Here is an 18,861-nt window from a genome sequence, read left to right as displayed (position 1 = left end):
GGGTATCCGGATTCGATGGGTGTACCCCCGTAATCTATCATCCCGAACCGGCTGCACGGATCTGTTAGAATTCCGGGTTTGCCCATCTCCGGAGCGGATCACGGATCGCCCATGCCCCACGCCCTGTCCATCCAGAACCTGACCAAGACCTACAAGAACGGATTCGAGGCCCTCAAGGGCATTGACCTGCAGGTGGAGCCCGGCGACTTCTACGCCCTGCTTGGCCCCAATGGAGCCGGGAAATCCACCACCATCAGTATCGTGGCCTCCCTGGTGAACAAGTCCGGGGGCAGTGTTTCCATCTTCGGTCACGACCTGGACAAGGACCTCTACGCCGCCAAGCGTTGCCTGGGGCTGGTGCCCCAGGAGTTCAATTTCAACGTGTTCGAGCCGGTGGAGGAGATTGTCGTCAACCAGGCCGGATATTACGGCATCCCCCGCAAGGAGGCCTGGAAGCGGGCCGAGAAATATCTGGTGGAGCTGGGCCTGTGGGACAAGCGCAAGGGCATGGCGCGGCTTTTGTCGGGAGGCATGAAACGCCGACTGATGATCGCCCGTGCCCTGGTGCACGAACCCAGGTTGCTGATCCTGGACGAACCCACCGCTGGGGTGGATATCGAGATTCGCCGCTCCATGTGGACGTTTTTGCGGGAGATCAACCGGCAGGGCTGCACCATCATCCTCACCACCCACTACCTGGAGGAGGCCGAGAGCCTGTGCCGCAACATCGGCATCATTGATCACGGGCGCATCATCGAGAACACGACCATGAAGGGCCTGCTCAATCAACTCAACACGGAAACCTTCATCCTGGATCTGAGCCAGCCGCTGATGCAGTTGCCCACCCTGCCCCAGCATCGACTGCGCTGGGTGGACGAACTCACCCTGGAGGCAGATGTGGATCGTGATGTCAGCCTGAACCAACTCTTCGTGGATCTGAACCGGGAAGGCATTCAGGTGCGTAGCATGCGCAACAAGACCAATCGCCTGGAGCAACTCTTCATGAACATGGTGGACGAGAGCCGCAATACGGGAGTGACCGCATAATGTCAGGCTATGCCAATTGGGTGGCCCTGCGCACCATCGTGACCAAGGAAGTCCTGCGTTTTTCCCGCATCTGGATTCAGACCATCCTGCCCCCGGTGATCACCATGGGGCTGTACTTCATCATCTTCGGAGGCTTGATCGGTTCGCGCATCGGGGAGATGGAGGGCATCCGTTATATGGACTTCATTGTCCCTGGGTTGATCATGATGGCGGTGATCACCAATTCCTACTCGAACGTGGTGTCCTCTTTTTACAGCGCAAAGTTTCAGCGTCACCTGGAAGAGATGCTGGTTTCACCCGTGCCCAATTACCTGATCATCCTCGGTTTCGTTGCAGGTGGCATATGCCGCGGCCTGGCGGTGGGAGTGGCGGTGACCCTGATCTCCATGATCTTCAGCCCGCTTTCCATCCACAATCTGGCCATCACCCTCTCGGTGGTATTGCTCACAGCCACCCTGTTCGCCCTGGCCGGGCTGATCAACGGGGTGTTTGCCCGCAGCTTCGATGACATCTCCATCGTCCCCACCTTCATTCTCACACCCTTGACCTATCTGGGGGGCGTGTTCTACTCCATCACCCTGCTGCCGGAGTTCTGGCAGGGGGCCTCCATGCTCAATCCGATCCTGTACATGGTGAACGCCTTCCGTTACGGCTTTCTGGGGGTGGCCGATATCGGCCTTGCGACCTCCTACGGCATCATCATCGGCTTTGTGGTGCTCCTGTACGGCGTGGCCCTGTTCCTGCTGAACAAGGGTGTGGGCATCAGGAACTGATGTCTGTGAGACGGGAATCGGTCTGCCAGTAGCGGCCCTTGCCCTGAGACTTGGCCTCGTAAAGGGCCCGATCCGCCGCCCCCAACAGGGATTCGTAGGTCTCGCCGTCATCCGGATACAGGCTGATTCCGATGCTGGTGGTCACCTGGCAGGCGCGACCCTTGGCGTGGATGGGCCTGCCAAGCACCTCCAGTATCTTTTCGGCGATGCGCGCCGCCAGTTCCGGGTCCGGTAGTTTTTCCAGCAGGATCACGAATTCGTCGCCGCCTACCCGGGCCACGGTGTCCGAATCCCTCACGGATTCGTTGAGTCGTTGTGCCACTTCGCACAGCACCGTATCGCCGGCGTCGTGCCCCAGGCTGTCATTGATGGGTTTGAAGTCGTCCAGGTCGATGTACATGACGGCAATGCGACTATGCTCCCGCCGGGCCTGAGCAATGGCATGGATGATGCGGTCCCTGAGCAGAGTACGGTTGGCCAGGCCGGTCAATGCATCATGGAGAGCCATGAAGCGCATGCTGTCCTGGGCCTTCTTGCGCTGCGTGATGTTCACCGACAACCAGATCACCGCCGGACGCCCCATGACGTCTTTTCCCAAGGGCGTGATACGGCCCTCGAACCACTGGGGTCCCGTAGGTCCACTTTCCGGTTCAACGCCTTCCACATCGTCCACCGACAGGGCGTACTCGATGGATTGCAACTGCCCGGTGCGCAGGGTCTCATGAATCCGCGCCAGGAAGAGATCCGCCTTGTCCCGGGGCATGACCTCATGCAGTGTCCGGCCCAGCAGGGCCTGGTGGCTGGTGTGATAAATCTGGGGGTCATGGCCACCGAAGACCTCCAGATAACGGCCCTCGGAGTCCAGAATGAAGCAGATGTCAGGCATGGCCGCAATGGTGGCCCTGAGGCGCTCGCTGAGGCTTTGATGCAGTGCCTGTGAAACGCGCACCCGATCGGATTGCTGGGTCATGCGCCAGGCCAGGGCGCCGGCCATCAGCACCAGTGTGAGGCCCGTGAAATGCCAGGCCATGGGGCGGGCCGTGGCGGCGGACCAGCCCCCCCTGGGCAGTGCGGCCAGTTCCCAACGCCCCCCCTTGATGATCACCTCCTGGCGCACACTGTCCCGGCTGAAGAGTTCCGGGTCGCCAAAGAACACGGCCCCCGCCGGGCCAAGACCATCGCGCCCCCGAATGGCCATATCCAGTCGATCCTGCAGATTGATGAGCCCCGTGATCTCATAGATGGCCTCCATGTCGATGGGAATGCTGGTCAGACCCCAGTAGGCCTCGGGATCATGCCGGCCACGATCCGAGTTCAGGTACACGGGGGTGCGAATGATCAGCCCCGTACCGCCTTGAACCAGCTCCCACGGCCCGGCAAGTACCGTATCCGCAGCCTGCATCATGCGATAAACCGACTCGCTCTGCTCCGGGTGGTTTTCCAGATCCAGCCCCAGGGCGGCCTCATTGCCCGCCTGCGGGTAAACGAACCGGATGACATTGTCCGGGGCCAGAGTGATGTTGCGTATCATGTCGCTGCGCTGACGAAACAGCTCTGCTGCCACCCGGCGGAATTCGCTCTCGCTGATGTCGGGATGGATCCCTGTGTAGGTGGCCAGCACCATGGTGAAATGGATGGTGGCGTTGAGTTCGCCCTCCAGACGGGCCCGGACGGTGGAGAGTTCACCAAGGACCTGGGTCCGGGCGCGGTCCTCCAGGCGCTGCTCCACCAGCATGTCCACGCCGGTGAAGCCCGCCACCGCCAGGGCCATGGTCAGCGCGCCCGTCGCCAGGGGCCGATAACGCCACCGACCACGTCCCGGGGACTTGCGTTGCGCGAGGGATATGGAGGGAGGAGTGGGCATCCGGGTTTCGCGATTGGAATGGGTCCAGCTTGCCAAAAGGCGGTGGCCCTTTCAAGGTAAAAAAACCCGCATATATGGGCACTTGCCGAGGCGGCCGCTGGAAACTGCCGGTCAACTTCAGGATAATGCGGGCAACGCACCGGGCCAGTCGCCCGCTTTCATCGCACAACTCATTCCCCATACAGGTTCCATATGGCCCAATACATCTACACCATGAATGGTGTGGGCAAGGTCGTCCCGCCAAAGAAGGAAATCCTCAAGGACATCTCGCTGAACTTCTTCCCGGGCGCCAAGATCGGCGTGCTGGGTTATAACGGTGCGGGTAAATCCACCCTGTTGCGCATCATGGCGGGCCTGGACAAGGAATACATCGGCGAGGCACGCCCGCAACCGGGCATCAAGATCGGCTTTCTTTCCCAGGAGCCTCATCTTGATCCGGAGAAGGACGTGCGCGGCAACGTGGAGGACGGCGTCGGCGAGGTGAAGGCCCTGGTGGACCGCTTCAATGCCATCGCCGAGGAATTCGCCAACCCCGACGCGGATTTCGATAGCCTGCTGGCCGAGCAGGCCGAACTTCAGGATCGCATCGACTCCGCTGGCGCCTGGGATCTGGAGCGCAAGCTGGAAGTGGCTGCCGATGCCCTGCGTCTGCCCCCCTGGGATGCCGATGTCACCAAGCTCTCCGGTGGTGAGCGCCGCCGCGTGGCCCTGTGCCGCCTGCTGCTCTCGGCTCCGGACATGCTGATCCTGGACGAACCCACCAACCACCTGGACGCTGAATCGGTGGCCTGGCTGGAGCGCTTTCTGTCGGAATTCACCGGCACCGTGGTGGCGGTCACCCACGATCGTTACTTCCTGGATAATGTGGCCGGCTGGATCCTTGAACTGGACCGGGGGCAAGGCATTCCCTGGCAGGGCAACTACTCGTCCTGGCTGGAACAGAAGGAGAAACGCCTGGAAATCGAGGAGAAACAGGAAAGCGCCCGCCGCAAGAACATGGAATCGGAGCTGGAATGGGTGCGCAGCAACCCCAAGGGCCGTTCCGCCAAGAGCAAGGCCCGTCTCAAGCGCTTTGAGGAGCTCTCCTCACAGGACTACCAGAAACGCAGCGAGACCAAGGAGATCTATATCCCACCGGGCCCACGCCTGGGCGACGTGGTGGTGGATCTGGATGGGGTGAGCAAGTCCTACGGGGACCGGGTGCTGTATGAAAACCTTTCCTTCTCCCTGCCTCGCGGTGGCATTGTCGGTGTCATCGGCCCCAACGGGGTAGGCAAGTCCACACTGTTTCGCATGATCGTTGGCCAGGAGAAGCCGGATTCAGGCGAGATCCGCGTCGGTGAGACCGTGCAGGTGGCCTATGTGGATCAGACCCGTGATGCCCTGCAGGATCAGCGCACGGTGTGGGAAGAGGTCTCGGATGGGCAGGACATCATCCATGTGGGCAACTTCCAGATGCCCTCCCGGGCCTATGTGGGTCGCTTCAACTTCAAGGGCAGTGATCAGCAAAAGCTCATGAAGGAGCTTTCCGGCGGTGAGCGTAATCGCGCCCACCTGGCCAAGTTGCTGCGCAGCGGTGGCAACCTGCTGCTGCTGGACGAACCCACCAACGATCTGGACGTGGAAACCCTGAGAGCGCTGGAAGAGGCGATCCTGGACTTCCCCGGCAGCGCCGTGGTGATCTCGCACGATCGCTGGTTCCTGGACCGTATCGCCACCCATATCCTGGCTTTCGAGGAGGACGGCAATGTGGTCTTCTTCGAGGGGAATTACCAGGATTACGAGGAGGACCGCCGCAAGCGCCTGGGCAGCGACGCGGACCAGCCCCATCGGGTGAAATACCGTCGCCTGGAGACCTGAGTCGCCTTCTTCCCAGGGCCGCCCCTTTTCCCCCTCACCCAACCCCTCTCCCCATGGGGGGAGGGATCTGGTCAGTTGCCTGCGGAGTCTGGTGCGAAGGATTCAGGCCTTGGTCGGTCCTGCGGCGGCTTGCTTCTCCACGTAACGCGCGGTGGCCTGATCCATGGTGTCGCAGTGGCGTTGGTACCAGGGCAGGAATTCATTGAGGAACTGGTCCTTCAAGTCTTCCAGCCCGATCACACCGGCATCCAGATCATCCACGTAGGTGACCAGTTCTTCCAGACGCTGATCGTGTTCGTTCTTGTGAATGTGGAAGGGTGGGAAATGGACGGCCTTCATGATCACTTCCTCACGCCGAAAATGGGCCCGGCTGTGCTCTATGAAATTGCGCAGGTCTCGGCGAAGCCCCTCCGGCTCCGCATGGCCGTCACGGGATGCTTCCAGGGTTTCGACCACGCGGGCGAGCAGGCCCATGGCCTCCTCGTGATCATCATCCATGAATGCCATGCCCACCTGAGGCAGTTCCTCGATTCTGGCATGTTCGCTCATGATGCATTACCTCGCGAAGGGGCATATATCCCTAACATAGCACAGGATGCATGACCGGAGGATTTATGGATATAGTTGAAATCGACTATCACAACATTCTGCAGCGGTGATCGCATGATCGACTCCACCTCGCCCATTGAAATCTCGCAAGTCATCCAGTTGTCCGTGGCGCCTGTCTTCCTGTTGGTGGCCATCGCCGGATTCGTGAATGCCTTTGTCGCCCGTCTCGGCCGGGTGGTGGACCGCCGCCGGCATCTCGCCCAGATGATGCACGCACCGGATGCCAAACGCCGTGAATGGAGCGAACGGGAACTGAAGATCCTGGATGACCGTGCGCGCCTGGTCCATTGGGGGATGACCTTGTGCATTACCACGGCCATGCTGGTGTGCCTGACCATCGTGACCGTATTTCTGGACTTTCTCTTCGATATGGAACATCCCCGGATGGTGGGTGCCATGTTCGTGCTGGCCATGGCCAGCCTGATCACGGCCCTGGGCCTGTTCCTGAGAGAGGTCTTCCTGGCGGTGGAGAGCCTCACCCTGAGCAACCGCGAAGGCTAGGAGCCCTGAATGTCTGATCGTGTTGATCTGGAGGCGGTGCTGCAGCGGGCCCACTCACTCATGGAGCGACTGGAGGGGATGCTGCCACCCCCTGCCCCGCCGATCCAGTGGGACGCACCGGCATTTCGCTGGCGTCAGGGGCAGTTGCAATCCATCCCTGAAGTCAGCCCGCTGTCGCTCGACGATCTATTGCACATCGGGCGACCGCGAGAATTGCTGGAGCGCAATACCCGGCAGTTCCTCGCCGGGCGGCCGGCCAATAATGCCCTGCTCTGGGGTGCCCGGGGTACGGGGAAGTCCTCGTTGATGCGCGCCCTGCTGACCCGCTATGCCAGTGAGGGGCTGCGTCTGGTGCAAGTGGATGCCCACGAACTGGTGGACCTGCCGCGCATCGTGGCGCCGCTGCGTGATCGTTCGGAGCGGTTCGTGCTGTTCGCCGATGACCTGTCTTTCGAGGCCAACGAACCGGCCTACAAGGCACTGAAGGCCGCCCTGGACGGTGACCTGGAGGCCACGCCGGAGAACGTGATCATCTATGCCACCTCCAATCGTCGTCATCTGATGCCCGAGCGCAGTGCGGACAACCTGGAAGCGAAGCGGGTGGATGACGAAATCCATCCTGGCGAGGCGGTGGAGGAAAAGGTGTCGCTATCGGAGCGATTCGGCCTCTGGGTAGCCTTTCATCCCTTTTCCCAGGCTCAGTACCTGGAGGTGGTCAGGCATTGGCTGGCGCACCTGGGCGGCGGCCCGATGACCGAGGCGGCACGGCGCGAGGCCCTGCAGTATGCCCTGCTGAGGGGTTCCCGCAGCGGCCGGGTGGCCTGGCAGTTTGCGCGGGACTGGACCGGGCGACAGGGGGAGGCTTGATCCCTGCCATTGGTGAAACAGGGACCAAGGGAGCCCCTCTCCCGCTAGCGGGAGAGGGGTTGGGGTAAGGGGGAGTGAGAAGGCGCTCCACCTCAGGCCATGTTATCCAGGATGGCCCGCTTCACCGAATCCAGATCTGCTTCCACCGTCAGCGGCGCCCGCAAGCTCTGCTGGATGGCGATGTCCGGGTCCTTCAGGCCATGCCCCGTCAGGGTGCACACGATGCTGGAGCCCTCGGGAATCTTGCCCGCCTTCACGTCACGCAGGGCGCCGGCCAGCGAGGTGGCAGAGGCGGGCTCACAGAACACGCCCTCCCGTTCAGCCAACAGTTTCTGCGCGGCCAGGATCTCCTCGTCGGAGCACTCATCGAACCAGCCGCCGGACTCTTCCTTCACCTTCCAGGCGTACTCCCAGGACTGGGGATGCCCGATCCGGATGGCCGTGGCTACCGTATCCGGGTCGTCCACCATGGCGCCGCGCATGAAGGGTGCGCTGCCACTGGCCTGGTAGCCCACCATGCGCGGGCGATTGCCCACGATGGCGCCACCGGCGTACATGCAGCGGCCCTTGCAGAACCCGCACGACTCGGTCACGTGATCCCCAGAGGCCGAGGAATACTCGCAATAGCCAATCCAGTGGGCAGTGATGTTGCCGGCATTGCCCACCGGCAGGCAGTGGTAATCCGGGGCACGCCCCAGTTCCTCGACGATCTCGAAGGCCGCCGTCTTCTGGCCCTGCAGACGGTAAGGGTTGACCGAGTTCACCACCGTCACTGGTGAGGTTTCGGCCACCTGCTTCACCAAGCGCATGCCGGCGTCAAAATTCCCCTTGATCTGGATGACCGTGGAGCCATGCATCATGGCCTGGGCCAGTTTGCCCTGGGCAATCTTGCCATCGGGAATGAGCACGAAGGCAGTGATCCCGGCCCGGGCCGCGTAAGCGGCTGCCGAGGCAGAGGTGTTGCCGGTGGAGGCACAGATGATGGCTCGGGAGCCCTCCTCCACGGCGCGGGTGACGGCCATGGTCATGCCCCGGTCCTTGAAGGAGCCTGTGGGGTTGAGCCCCTCGAACTTCACGTAGATGTCCACTTCCTTGCCCAGCACCCGGGGGACGTTGTTCAGCCGGATGAGGGGCGTGTTGCCCTCGCCCAGGGAGATGATGCGGGCATCGTCATGCACCGGCAGGCGGTCACGATAGCGTTCGATGATGCCGGTGTAACGGGGTCGGAAAGGCATGGTCGGGTCTCGGGGTCGGGGCGTATTGACGCGATGTTACTTGAGGTTTTCCAGGCGGATGCGGGTCACCGGGGTGATCACGCTGTCCAGGGACTCGATACGGCCGATGGCCTGGTTGAGATTACCCTCGCGCACCTGGTGGGTCAGCATGATCACATCGGCTTCCTGGGTATCTTCATCCGGCTCCTTCTGCATGATGGCCTCGATGCTGATGTCCAGGTCCGCCAGGATCCGGGTGATATCGGCCATCACACCCGGACGATCCAGCACCCGCAGGCGCAGATAGAAGGCAGTTTGCACGTCGTCCATGGAGAGGATGGAAACATCCGACAGGGCATCGGCCTGGAAGGCCAGATGCGGCACGCGGTTCTCCGGGTCGGTGGTCAGGGCGCGGACCACGTCCACCAGGTCGGCGACCACCGCCGAGGCGGTGGGCTCGGAACCGGCCCCGGGGCCGTAATAGAGGGTTGGGCCCACGGCATCGCCCCACACCAGCACGGCATTGAGTACGCCGTCCACGTTGGCGATCAGGCGCCGCTCGGGAATCAGGGTGGGATGCACCCGCAACTCGATGCCCCCATTGGCCCGGCGGGCAATGCCCAGATGCTTGATGCGGTAGCCCAGTTCGTTGGCGTAGACCACGTCATCCCGGGAGATGCCGGAGATGCCCTCGGTATAAACCCGGTCGAACTGCAGTGGGATACCAAAGGCAATGGAGGCCAGGATGGTCAGCTTGTGGGCCGCGTCCACGCCTTCCACATCAAAGGTGGGATCGGCCTCGGCGTAACCCAGACGCTGGGCCTCCGCCAGCACATCGGCGAACTCCCGCCCCTTGTCGCGCATTTCGGTGAGGATGAAGTTCCCGGTGCCATTGATGATGCCTGCCAGCCATTCAATGCGGTTGCCGGTCAGGCCTTCGCGGATGGCCTTGATGATGGGGATGCCGCCGGCCACGGCGGCCTCGAAGGCCACCATCACGCCGCGTTCCTGAGCGCGGCTGAAGATCTCGTTGCCGTGCAGGGCGATCAGGGCCTTGTTGGCCGTCACCACGTGCTTGCCCTGGTCAATGGCCCGCAGCACCAGTTCCCGGGCCAGTGTCGTGCCCCCGATCAGTTCGACGATCACCTGAACCTCGGGGTCGTCCACCACCTCCAGGGCTTCCTCGGTGAGGCGCATGCCACTCACGTCCAGATCGCCCAGGGAGTCCAGATTGCGGGCCGCAGCCGCCACGAGTTCGATACCACGACCGGCGCGGCGGGTGATCTCGTCGCTATTGCGCTTGAGCACTCTGACCGTGCCGCTGCCCACGGTCCCAAGGCCCAACAGGCCGACTTTGACGGGTTCCAATGATCTGGCTCCTATGGCGGGGAAAGCCCCGCATTATAGCGGAGATCGGGCCGACCCGGGGAGGGGCCCAGGAGGATCAGTCGGCCTCGGGAATGGGTTCCGGAAAACGCTCGCGGATGGCCAGAATATCGGGCACCAGACTGAAGAAGAGCTCGGTGAGATCCGGGTCGAAATGTTGCCCTGCCCCGTTGCGGATGAAGTCCAGGGCATCGTCCACGGCCCAGGCCTTCTTGTAGGGCCGCCAGGAGGTCAGGGCGTCAAAGACATCTGCCAGGGCGCAGATGCGGCCGGTCATGGGAATATCATGACCGGCCAGACCATTGGGATAACCGCTGCCGTCCCATTTTTCGTGATGCGTGAGAGCGATTTCCCGGGCCATGAGCAGCAGGTCGGAATCATCGCCACTGAGGATGTCGGCACCGATGGTGGCATGGGTCTTCATGATCTCCCATTCGTCGGGTGTGAGCTTGCCGGGTTTGAGCAGGATCTGGTCGGGAATACCGATCTTGCCCACATCGTGCATCGGGCTGGCATGGAGCATGCGTTCGCATTGATCACGATCCCAGCCCACATGCTGGGCCAGCAGGGCCGAAATGTGACTCATGCGCAGGATATGGCACCCGGTCTCGTTGTCCCGGTATTCCGAGGCGCGCCCCAGACGCTGCACCACCTGCAGGCGGGTGCGCCGGATCTCATCGGTGCGCTCGTGCACCAGTTGCGCCAGCATGTCCTTCTGATCGTGGGTCATGCGGTGCGCCAGTTGCACATCCAGCATGTTGCGCACCCGTGCCAGCACCTCAGCCCGGTCAAACGGTTTGCCGATGAAATCCCGTGCACCGTTACTCAGGGCCCGGAGCATGTAGTCACGGCTGTGCTGAGCCGTGAGCACGAGAATGGGCGGGACCAGGGGATCATTCAGCGCGGCGAACTGCTCCATCACCTCGAAGCCGTTCATGTGCGGCATCTTGATGTCCAGCAGAATCAGGTCGGTGGGTGCCTGGTGATAAGTGGCGATCACCTCCCGGGGGTCCTGAACCAGGGCCAGGTTGGAATAGCCCTCAGTCCGTAGCAGGCGGTCCATCAGGATCAGGTTGGCCCGTTCATCGTCCACCACCATGATCCGGGCCGCCTTGCGCTCCGGCTCTTGATGGGTGTTGTGGGAGAGGTCATGGCTGTTCACTGGCGCACCTTGTTGCCGGGGCGATTGGCTTTATCCCGTGAGAGGAGTGTGCGAATTGTATCAAGCAACTCCCCAAAATTCAGGGGCTTGGTCAGATAGGCATCGAAGCCGGCCTCCAGGCCGCGCTGACGGTTCGATTCCGTGGCATTGGCGGTGAGGGCCAGCACGGGAATGTCACGGGTGCTGGCATGACTCCTCAATCGTTCCAGCACTTCGAAACCATCCAGACGGGCAATCTGGATATCCAGAATGATCACATCAGGACGGTGCTCCTGCGCCAACTCCAGGCCGATGTAGGGGTCTTCCGTGCTGAGTACGCTGAAGGCATCGTGGCGCTTGAGCAGCCTCTCAAGCAGGCGCAGGTTGGCAGCGTTGTCCTCGATCTGCAGTATCTTGCACCCTGATTTCGATCGTTCTGTGGTGGTCCTGGGCGAGCAGGTCGAGGGCTGCCGATCCGGGGTTTCGACCGCTGGGATACCCTCGGGCAGTTCCACCCAGAAGGTGCTGCCCTCCCCAACCCGACTTGAGACGCCGATACGCCCATCCATGAGGTGTACCAGGCGCTGGGTGATGGCCAGGCCGATGCCACTGCCCTCCTCCTTGTGCTGGTCCTCCACCAGTCTGGTAAAGGGTTGAAACAAATCGGTGATGCGCTCGCTCGGGATGCCGGACCCGGTATCGGACACCATGATGCGAAGCCCCTGCTGAAGCTGCCGGGCGGGCTCCAGGCCGATGGTGACCTGACCCTGGTGTCGGTTGTACTTGATGGCGTTGGAGAGCAGATTGATGAAGACTTGCTTCAGTCTGACCCGGTCGGCCAGCACGAAATGCCCCGACAGATCCTGGTCGCTGCGAATCTCCAGGTGGCGTTCACCCGCCAGCGGTTCAACCAGGGCCAGGCATTCGTCCATCAGGCCCTGGATTTCCAGGGGCTCGGGAGTCAGTTCCACTCGACCCGATTCCACCCGGGCCAGGTCCAGCACCTCGTTGATCAGGTCCAGAAGGTGTCTGCCGCCCCGGATGATCTCCTCGACATTTTCCTGCTGTTCGCCGTTCAGGTCCGGGTCCAGCTCCAGCAACTGGGCGAAACCCAGGACGGCATTCATGGGGGTGCGCAGTTCGTGGCTCATGCGGGAAAGGAAGTTGGATTTGGCCTGATTGGCCCGGTCCGCCTCCGCCTTGGCCTGGCGCAGAGCCTCCATGGCCTGCATGAGTTCGGTGACATCCTGCTGAATCCCCACGTAGTGGGTGACCACTCCTGCGTCGTTGCGCACCGGCGAGATGCTGAACTCGTTCCAGAACAATTCCCCGTTCTTCCGGTAATTGCGGATCAGCACTTTCGTGGCCCGCCCTTCGACCACGGCATCACGCAATTCCTGCACGCCGGGTTGATCCCGATCATCCCCCTGAAGGAAACGGCAGTTGGTGCCCAGCACCTCGTCTGCCCGGTAACCGGTCATGCGTTCAAAGGCCGGGTTCACGTACACCAGCGGGCTATCCGGCTGAGTCGCATCGGCGATGGCAATCCCGTTGACCATGGCCTCCATGGCGCGGGTCTGCCACCGGAGGCGTTCCTCCAGGGATTGATAGAACACACTGTTCCCGTCCTTCAGCGACACCGATACACAGCCTCCACCCGGGAGCCAGAATCTTCAAAAGCCACCGTATCGCACAGATCCCGCACCAGGGCGATGCCACGGCCCCAGGGGCGGGTGGTGTCCAGCGACACATCGTCCCACTGGTGGGTGTCAAACCCCGGGCCGGAATCACTGATCCTGACGCGGAACACGCCGTGCGTCTCACTGGGCTCGTAGGCCACGCTCACATCCACACGCCCTCGGCAACCCTCGGCCAGGCGCCGGCCCCGTTCCTGATAATAGTTGCAAAATCCGTCCGGGTCGGCCTTCATGGGAGAGTCCAGTCGCAGCACCCCATGTTCCAGGGCATTGCTGTAGAGTTCGTTGACAATGGTTTCCAGGGGGCCGGCATCCTCCTCCAGGCCATCCAGCAATCCCAGCGGGCGCAGGGCAGACTCCAGCGAGGGCAAGTCCCCAAGACGCTCGTCCTCCAATGTCAGCGACCAGTTCCATCCCCCTTGCGGGTGACTTTCACGGCTCACGGGCGGACGGCTGAACAGTTCCGGGTCCAGGGGGGTTTCCAGAATGGCAACATCATCCTCCGGCCGCTGGTCGGCGCAGTGCTCCTCGAGGGCCTGCAGCAGGTCGGGCAGTACCGCCCCGCCGTGGGTCCATGCCTGCAGCACCCCGGCAAAACCATGATCCATGAACATGCACCCATCCGGATCACGGGCCTCCAGCAGACCATCACTCATCATCAGCAGTCGGTCATGACGACGTACGGCCACGCGCCGGGGCGTTTCCCGATCCGACAGCTCCGGCAGGATGCCCAATGGCAAGGCATGTGAGGCCAGCTCCTGCAAGCCCTCCTGGGTGCGTAACCAGGCACTGGGCATGCCGCCGTTCCACCAGCGGATCTCTCGACCGGAGCCGGGGATGGAAACCAGGCAGGCTGCCATGAAGCGTTCCGGCGGCAGCACGCGATACAGCTTGCGATTGATCTCGTCCAGCACCTGCTCGTCATCCACGCCCTTGCGGGTCATGGTACGAAAGGTCTCGGCCACGGGCAGCGCGCCGATGGCAGCCGCGAGACCATGGCCGGTGAAATCTCCCAGGAGGATGCGCACGCCCCCATCGGGAAGGTCCTGGGTGAGCACCAGATCGCCGTTGAACGTGGTGGCGGGCCGCTGTACCAGCCCGAACTGTTCCGTATGCACATTGCGGTCGTTCACTGCCCGTCTGAATACCCGTTCGGCCAGCTTCTGCTCCTGGCGATCCTGCTCCAGCAGTTGCTCCAGTTCCCGGTTTTTTCCGGCGATGATGCGCTGCAGGTCACGCACCCGTTCCATGGCCGTGATGCGTGCCTTGAGGATGCTGAAGTTGAAGGGTTTGGTGAGAAAATCATCCCCGCCGGACTCCGTGCACTGCACCAGGGACTTTTCATCATGCAACGCGGTAAGAAAGATGACGGGCACGAAATCAAAGCCAGCCATGGCCTTGATGCGCCGGGTCGCTTCGAATCCATCCATCCCCGGCATCATCACATCCATGAAGACGATATCCGGGGGCGACTCCTCGAACAGCTCAATGGCCCGGGCGCCGCTCTCTGCCTCCAGAGTGTCGAAACCCTCCTTCTTGAGCATGCGCGCGAGCAACCGGCGGTTGGTGGGTTCGTCGTCCACCACCAGCGCCAGCCCCCGGGGGGCAGCGGCCTCCGTGATCCCGGACCCTCGAATGGGGCTTGGATGCGCGTCGAATGACATGGGGTGGGGGTTTACTCCAGGGTGAAAAGGCGATCGAAATTGGCGATCTTGAGCACGCGGCGTACATCGTCGCTGCAGCCCCGCAAGCTCACCCGTGCAGTATCGCCGCCGGCGTGTTCCCTGAGCAGCAGCAGCATGCCCAGGGCCGAACTATCCAGGTACGTGGCCTCGCTCAGGTCCACCCGATAGCGGGTGCCCTGGGCGGGCAGATCCCGATAGGCGTCGCGGAAGGCCTTGTGTTGGGCGAAATCAAACCGACCACCCACGGATATCGTCACCAGGTTGGTCTTTTCATCGACGTGACGTTTGATGCTCATACGAGACTCCAGCGAGGGCGAAAATAGAAAATGGCGGCGAGAATTGTGAGGATGATCTCAGATTTTTGGCCGCATGCCCAAATATTTAAGGGCATCAGCGCACACGGGAGGCCTTCAGCATGGCCTCGGCGATACGCTCCAGTGGCAGCACCTGAGAGGCTGCACCCCGCTTCACGGCCTCTCCGGGCATCCCCCAGACCACGCTGGTGGCTTCGTCCTGGGCAATGGTCTCCACGCCCATGTCGTGCAGCTCCTTGAGGCCCTGTACACCGTCGGCCCCCATGCCGGTGAGCAGGGCAGCACAGGCATTCTTGCCCGCAGCCTGGGCCACGGAACGAAACAGCACGTCCACGCTGGGCCGGTGGCGATTGACTGGTTCGGCCATGTTCAGGCGGCAGACGTAGCGGGCCCCATCCCGGGCCACCATCAGATGCTGATCTCCGGGTGCCACGTACGCGTGGCCAGCCATCAGGCGTTCGCCCTCCTCGGCCTCCTTGACCACCAGCCGGCTCTGGCGGTTCATGCGTTGCGCCCACGCGCCACTGAAACCTGCGGGGATGTGCTGGGCAATGACCACGGCAGGGCTGTCCGGTGGCAGGTCAATGAGAACATCCTTCACCGCTTCGGTTCCCCCGGTGGAGGCGCCGATAGCCAGCAGCCGGTCCGTGGTACGCCAGTGCCCCACTGCCTTGGCGGGCAGGATTTCGTCGACGGAATGCTTGGGTTTCACTGCTGCCAGGGTGCGCACTCTGGCCCCGGCCGCAACCCTGACCTTGGCGGCCAACTCATCGCGGTAGGCATTGAGGGTATTGGCAAGATCCAGAGCGGGCTTGGTGACAAAATCCACGGCGCCCAGCTCCAGGGCCTGCATGGTGACCTCGGCCCCGCGCTCGGTGAGCGAGGACACCATCACCACGGGCATGGGGCGCAGACGCATCAGGTTGCGCAGGAAGGTCAGGCCATCCATGCGCGGCATTTCCACATCCAGGGTCAGCACGTCCGGATCAAGACTCTTGATGCGTTCTCGCGCCACATACGGGTCCTGGGCCGTGCCCACGACCTCAATGCCCTCAATCGAGTTCAGCACCTCGGTCAGAAGCTTGCGCACCAACGCGGAATCGTCGACCACCAGTACCCGTATCGGCTTACCCACAGCGCCCTCCCTCAGCTTTGAAATTCTTGTATTGGCCACTGGGATCGCATCAGAAGAGTTCAATATCACCTTCGTCCATGGATTTCTGATTCACGGGACGGTGAGCGGCATCCCGTAACTCCTCACGCAGCGCCTTGAGCCGACCACGGGCCTGTTCCAGCTGTTGCTGGGATCTTTCCGGCTCCACCATGGGCAGTTGGCGCAGCTCGGAGACAAAGCGTTCCATGAAATCGATGCGTGTATGCGCCCGATCCAGCACTTGACCCGCAATGTCCTCGAACTGCAACAGCCTGACCGCCGCGTCCACATTCTGCTGCACGCGCTCGGCAACGCCGGACATATGATCCAGCCCCTCGGCCAGGCTCTGATTCAGCTTCTGCAACTGTTCCATCATCTCGTCCATGCTGCCCTTGGCGGTGATGGATGTGTTCAAGTCCTGTGAGGCCATGCGACCGACCACCTCCCGGGCATGACCGAAGAGCCGGTTGGCCTGTTCCACCTGGGCGCGGATCTGCTCGTTGAACTGGTCCGAGTCCTGGGAGAGCTTACGCACCTCCTGGGCCACCACAGCGAATCCCCGGCCCGCCTCCCCGGCACGGGCCGCCTCAATGGCGGCGTTCAGGGCCAGCAGGTTGGTTTGTCCGGCGATGTGCTTGGCACTGTCGAGCAGCCCGAAGATCTCACTCATCAGGCTGGAGAGATCGTCCACCTGGTGAGCCACTTCCACGCTGTGCTTGCCCATGTCGATGAGCATCCGCACGTTCTGGGCCAGCACCTTGCCGTTTTCCTCCATGAATTGGTCCATGTCGATGGCCTCAACGCCGGAGGTGGCCGCCTGGGGGTCGTTGGACATCCCCCTGATCAGTCTCAGGGCGAGTTCCTGTTGCTCTCGGGAGGTCTGGTTGAGATTGTGAAAGCTCTCCTGCAGATCACGCACGGCATCCCCGATCAATTCACGTGCCTGCCCCACCAGCGTGCGTAACTCGCTTGTCTCAGGCGCCATGAGGGCATCAATTTCAACGACCAGGTCCCACAACTCGCGGTCGCTGTCCAGGGTGCCCTGCCGCTCATCCGCCAGGGCCTGGGCGGATTGCCCGGCATGGGCGCCAGCTTGGGTCTGCCACAGCAAGGAGCCGACCCAGGCAAGTGCTATCAACAGCATGCCTGGCCAGGCAGGCAGGGACAGCAGCACCCAGACGACGATAGCGACCCCGCTGACCACGGCGGCCGGCCAGTGGGGTGTGAGCGCCCGCATGATTGCCTCCATTCCTAAGCCCTGCATGAGTCGGTCTCCTCGCATACGTCAGTCGAACAGTTCCACTTCGCCGGACACCTTGGCCTGACGCAGTTTCTGGCTGTAGCTCAGTTCCCGTTCGATGATGGTCTCGTTGTGCAGACTGCGCAGTTTCTTCACGAGTACCCGCCCGGTGGTGGGAAAGAAGTACACCTTGCGCGGGTGATTGCCGAGCAAATCCTGTGCCGCGATGGGAATGCCCTCCGTCGCCAGGTAATCGGTGACGAACTGGGCGTTGCGCTCTCCGACGATATTGCTCTTGAACCCGGGCAGCACATTGCCGGCACCGAATACCTTGGCCTCCAGGTTTTCCCGGCGCGCCCCCAACTTGATCAGCTGGTTGATCAGGATCTCCATGGCGTAGTCCCCATAGCGCATGGAACTGCCCACACGGCTGTCCTCGTTACGCTTGTCGTCGGGCAGCATGAAGTGATTGATGCCCCCAATGCCTCGCAGACGATCCCTGACGCAGGCCCCCACACAGGAGCCCAGCACGGTCACCATCAGCAATTCCCGATTGGAGACGTAATACTCTCCCGGCAGGATCTTGACGGCATCCATGTCGAAGTGCCGGTCGTAATACAGGTTGGGTGCCAGGACCTCCTCGAAACCTTCGCTCATGGGCGCCCCCTCGCCACCGGCACACAGACCGTCTTGCCCTGCAAGCGGAACAGGTCGGAGGCATGGGCCAGGCTCTCCGAATGCCCCACAAACAGCAAACCCTCAGGATGCAGCAGGGGATGAAACCTGGACAGCAGCCGGTACTGGGTTGGCTTGTCAAAATAGATCAACACATTGCGACAAAAGATGGCATCAAAAGGCTCCTTGAGCGGCCAGCTTGGCCCCAGCAGATTGAGCGACTCAAAGGTGATGAGTTCCCGTACCTGAGGCCTGACCCGAACCATGCCCTCACGGCTGCCCTTGCCCCGCAGGAAAAAGCGTTTCACATCACTCTGCGGCATCTTGTCGATGCGCTCCATGGGATAGATGCCTTCAGCAGCGTGGCGCACCACTTGTGTATCCAGATCCGTGGCCAGGATCTTCACGGGCGGCGTCCAGCTACCGAACGCGTCGATCAGGGTCATGGCGATGGAAAACGGCTCCTCCCCCGTGGAGCATCCGGCCGACCAGATCCTCAGCGTGCGCCGAAGACGGCCCTGCATGCGGGTGGCATGTTCAGAGAGCACGGGAAAATGGTGGGCCTCCCGGAAGAAGGATGTGAGGTTGGTGGTCAGCGAATTCACAAAGTGCTGCCATTCCTCGGCATCCACCTCCAGGCGATCCAGATAGGCCTCAAAGGAGTTCAGGCCCGCCTGACGCAGGCGCCGCGCCACACGGCTGTAGACCATGTCCCGTTTGCCCGGGTTGAGCGAGATGCCCGCATATTCATAAATCATTCGCCGGATTCGCTCGAAGTCGGCATCCCTGAAATCGAATTCTCGGTCACGCATGGGCGTGACCGCAGGCGATGTGA

17 protein-coding genes are annotated in these 18,861 nt (G+C 62.1%); 5 read left to right on the top strand and 12 right to left on the bottom strand.

The window, feature by feature from the left end; all coding sequences use genetic code 11:
* Positions 1-111 precede the first annotated feature (111 nt).
* Together ECTHA_RS0101500 and ECTHA_RS0101495 are read left to right on the top strand one after the other, a co-directional pair.
* The gene (locus ECTHA_RS0101500; protein WP_025281404.1) at positions 112-1,047 is read left to right on the top strand and encodes an ABC transporter ATP-binding protein; all 936 of its coding nucleotides are present in this window, start codon (positions 112-114) and stop codon (positions 1,045-1,047) included.
* Complete coding sequence (locus ECTHA_RS0101495) at positions 1,047-1,820, top strand: ABC transporter permease (protein WP_025281403.1); 774 nt, start codon at positions 1,047-1,049, stop codon at positions 1,818-1,820. Before ECTHA_RS0101500 ends, ECTHA_RS0101495 begins: the two co-directional genes overlap by 1 nt.
* Here the strand turns inward: ECTHA_RS0101495 and ECTHA_RS0101490 are convergent.
* Complete coding sequence (locus ECTHA_RS0101490) at positions 1,810-3,684, bottom strand: diguanylate cyclase domain-containing protein (RefSeq protein WP_238984830.1); 1,875 nt, start codon at positions 3,682-3,684, stop codon at positions 1,810-1,812. The two genes, ECTHA_RS0101495 and ECTHA_RS0101490, sit on opposite strands and share 11 nt — an antisense overlap.
* 192 nt (positions 3,685-3,876) lie before the next feature.
* Here ECTHA_RS0101490 and ettA point away from each other — a divergent pair, with 192 nt between their 5' ends.
* Entirely contained in the window at positions 3,877-5,544 is a 1,668-nt protein-coding gene (gene ettA, locus ECTHA_RS0101485; RefSeq protein WP_025281401.1) for an energy-dependent translational throttle protein EttA, read from the top strand.
* 102 nt (positions 5,545-5,646) lie between these two features.
* Here the strand turns inward: ettA and ECTHA_RS0101480 are convergent, their stop codons facing one another.
* The gene (locus ECTHA_RS0101480) at positions 5,647-6,093 is read right to left on the bottom strand and encodes a bacteriohemerythrin (protein ID WP_025281400.1); all 447 of its coding nucleotides are present in this window, start codon (positions 6,091-6,093) and stop codon (positions 5,647-5,649) included.
* Positions 6,094-6,207: 114 nt separating this feature from the next.
* Between ECTHA_RS0101480 and ECTHA_RS0101475 the strand changes: the two genes are divergently transcribed.
* Together ECTHA_RS0101475 and ECTHA_RS0101470 are read left to right on the top strand one after the other, a co-directional pair.
* Positions 6,208-6,654 carry a DUF2721 domain-containing protein gene (locus tag ECTHA_RS0101475; protein ID WP_025281399.1) on the top strand — a complete coding sequence of 149 codons (447 nt, stop codon included), beginning with the start codon at positions 6,208-6,210 and terminating at the stop codon, positions 6,652-6,654.
* Between the two features lie 9 nt (positions 6,655-6,663).
* Positions 6,664-7,521: an ATP-binding protein gene (locus tag ECTHA_RS0101470; protein WP_025281398.1), complete on the top strand. Its 858-nt coding sequence runs from the start codon at positions 6,664-6,666 to the stop codon at positions 7,519-7,521.
* Between the two features lie 92 nt (positions 7,522-7,613).
* Here the strand turns inward: ECTHA_RS0101470 and thrC are convergent, their stop codons facing one another.
* The 10 genes from thrC to ECTHA_RS0101420 all read right to left on the bottom strand — a co-directional run bounded on the left by thrC (position 7,614) and on the right by ECTHA_RS0101420 (position 18,838).
* Positions 7,614-8,756: a threonine synthase gene (gene thrC, locus ECTHA_RS0101465; RefSeq protein ID WP_025281397.1), complete on the bottom strand. Its 1,143-nt coding sequence runs from the start codon at positions 8,754-8,756 to the stop codon at positions 7,614-7,616.
* 36 nt (positions 8,757-8,792) lie between these two features.
* Positions 8,793-10,103: a homoserine dehydrogenase gene (locus tag ECTHA_RS0101460; protein ID WP_025281396.1), complete on the bottom strand. Its 1,311-nt coding sequence runs from the start codon at positions 10,101-10,103 to the stop codon at positions 8,793-8,795.
* 76 nt (positions 10,104-10,179) lie between these two features.
* The gene (locus tag ECTHA_RS0101455) at positions 10,180-11,220 is read right to left on the bottom strand and encodes an HD domain-containing phosphohydrolase (protein WP_029762380.1); all 1,041 of its coding nucleotides are present in this window, start codon (positions 11,218-11,220) and stop codon (positions 10,180-10,182) included.
* Positions 11,221-11,279: 59 nt separating this feature from the next.
* The gene (locus tag ECTHA_RS0101450) at positions 11,280-12,878 is read right to left on the bottom strand and encodes an ATP-binding protein (RefSeq protein ID WP_128571885.1); all 1,599 of its coding nucleotides are present in this window, start codon (positions 12,876-12,878) and stop codon (positions 11,280-11,282) included.
* Positions 12,879-12,892: 14 nt separating this feature from the next.
* Positions 12,893-14,623, bottom strand: coding sequence for an ATP-binding SpoIIE family protein phosphatase (locus ECTHA_RS0101445; protein ID WP_025281393.1), 1,731 nt, complete (start codon positions 14,621-14,623; stop codon positions 12,893-12,895).
* 11 nt (positions 14,624-14,634) lie between these two features.
* Positions 14,635-14,940: an STAS domain-containing protein gene (locus ECTHA_RS0101440; protein WP_025281392.1), complete on the bottom strand. Its 306-nt coding sequence runs from the start codon at positions 14,938-14,940 to the stop codon at positions 14,635-14,637.
* Positions 14,941-15,034: 94 nt separating this feature from the next.
* Entirely contained in the window at positions 15,035-16,093 is a 1,059-nt protein-coding gene (locus ECTHA_RS0101435; RefSeq protein WP_025281391.1) for a protein-glutamate methylesterase/protein-glutamine glutaminase, read from the bottom strand.
* Between the two features lie 49 nt (positions 16,094-16,142).
* Positions 16,143-17,375, bottom strand: a complete 1,233-nt coding sequence (locus ECTHA_RS20485) for a methyl-accepting chemotaxis protein (RefSeq protein ID WP_275259990.1) — start codon at positions 17,373-17,375, stop codon at positions 16,143-16,145.
* Positions 17,376-17,396: 21 nt separating this feature from the next.
* Positions 17,397-18,008: a chemoreceptor glutamine deamidase CheD gene (gene cheD / locus ECTHA_RS0101425; RefSeq protein WP_025281389.1), complete on the bottom strand. Its 612-nt coding sequence runs from the start codon at positions 18,006-18,008 to the stop codon at positions 17,397-17,399.
* A complete protein-coding gene (locus tag ECTHA_RS0101420) occupies positions 18,005-18,838 on the bottom strand; it encodes a CheR family methyltransferase (protein WP_025281388.1) in 834 nt (277 codons plus the stop codon). Before ECTHA_RS0101420 ends, cheD begins: the two co-directional genes overlap by 4 nt.
* Positions 18,839-18,861: the final 23 nt, after the last annotated feature.

The organism is Ectothiorhodospira haloalkaliphila ATCC 51935 (assembly GCF_000633935.1).
Lineage (GTDB): Bacteria > Pseudomonadota > Gammaproteobacteria > Ectothiorhodospirales > Ectothiorhodospiraceae > Ectothiorhodospira > Ectothiorhodospira haloalkaliphila.
Note: the sequence above shows the minus strand (reverse complement) of the source record. Positions and strands in the feature narration are given on the sequence as shown.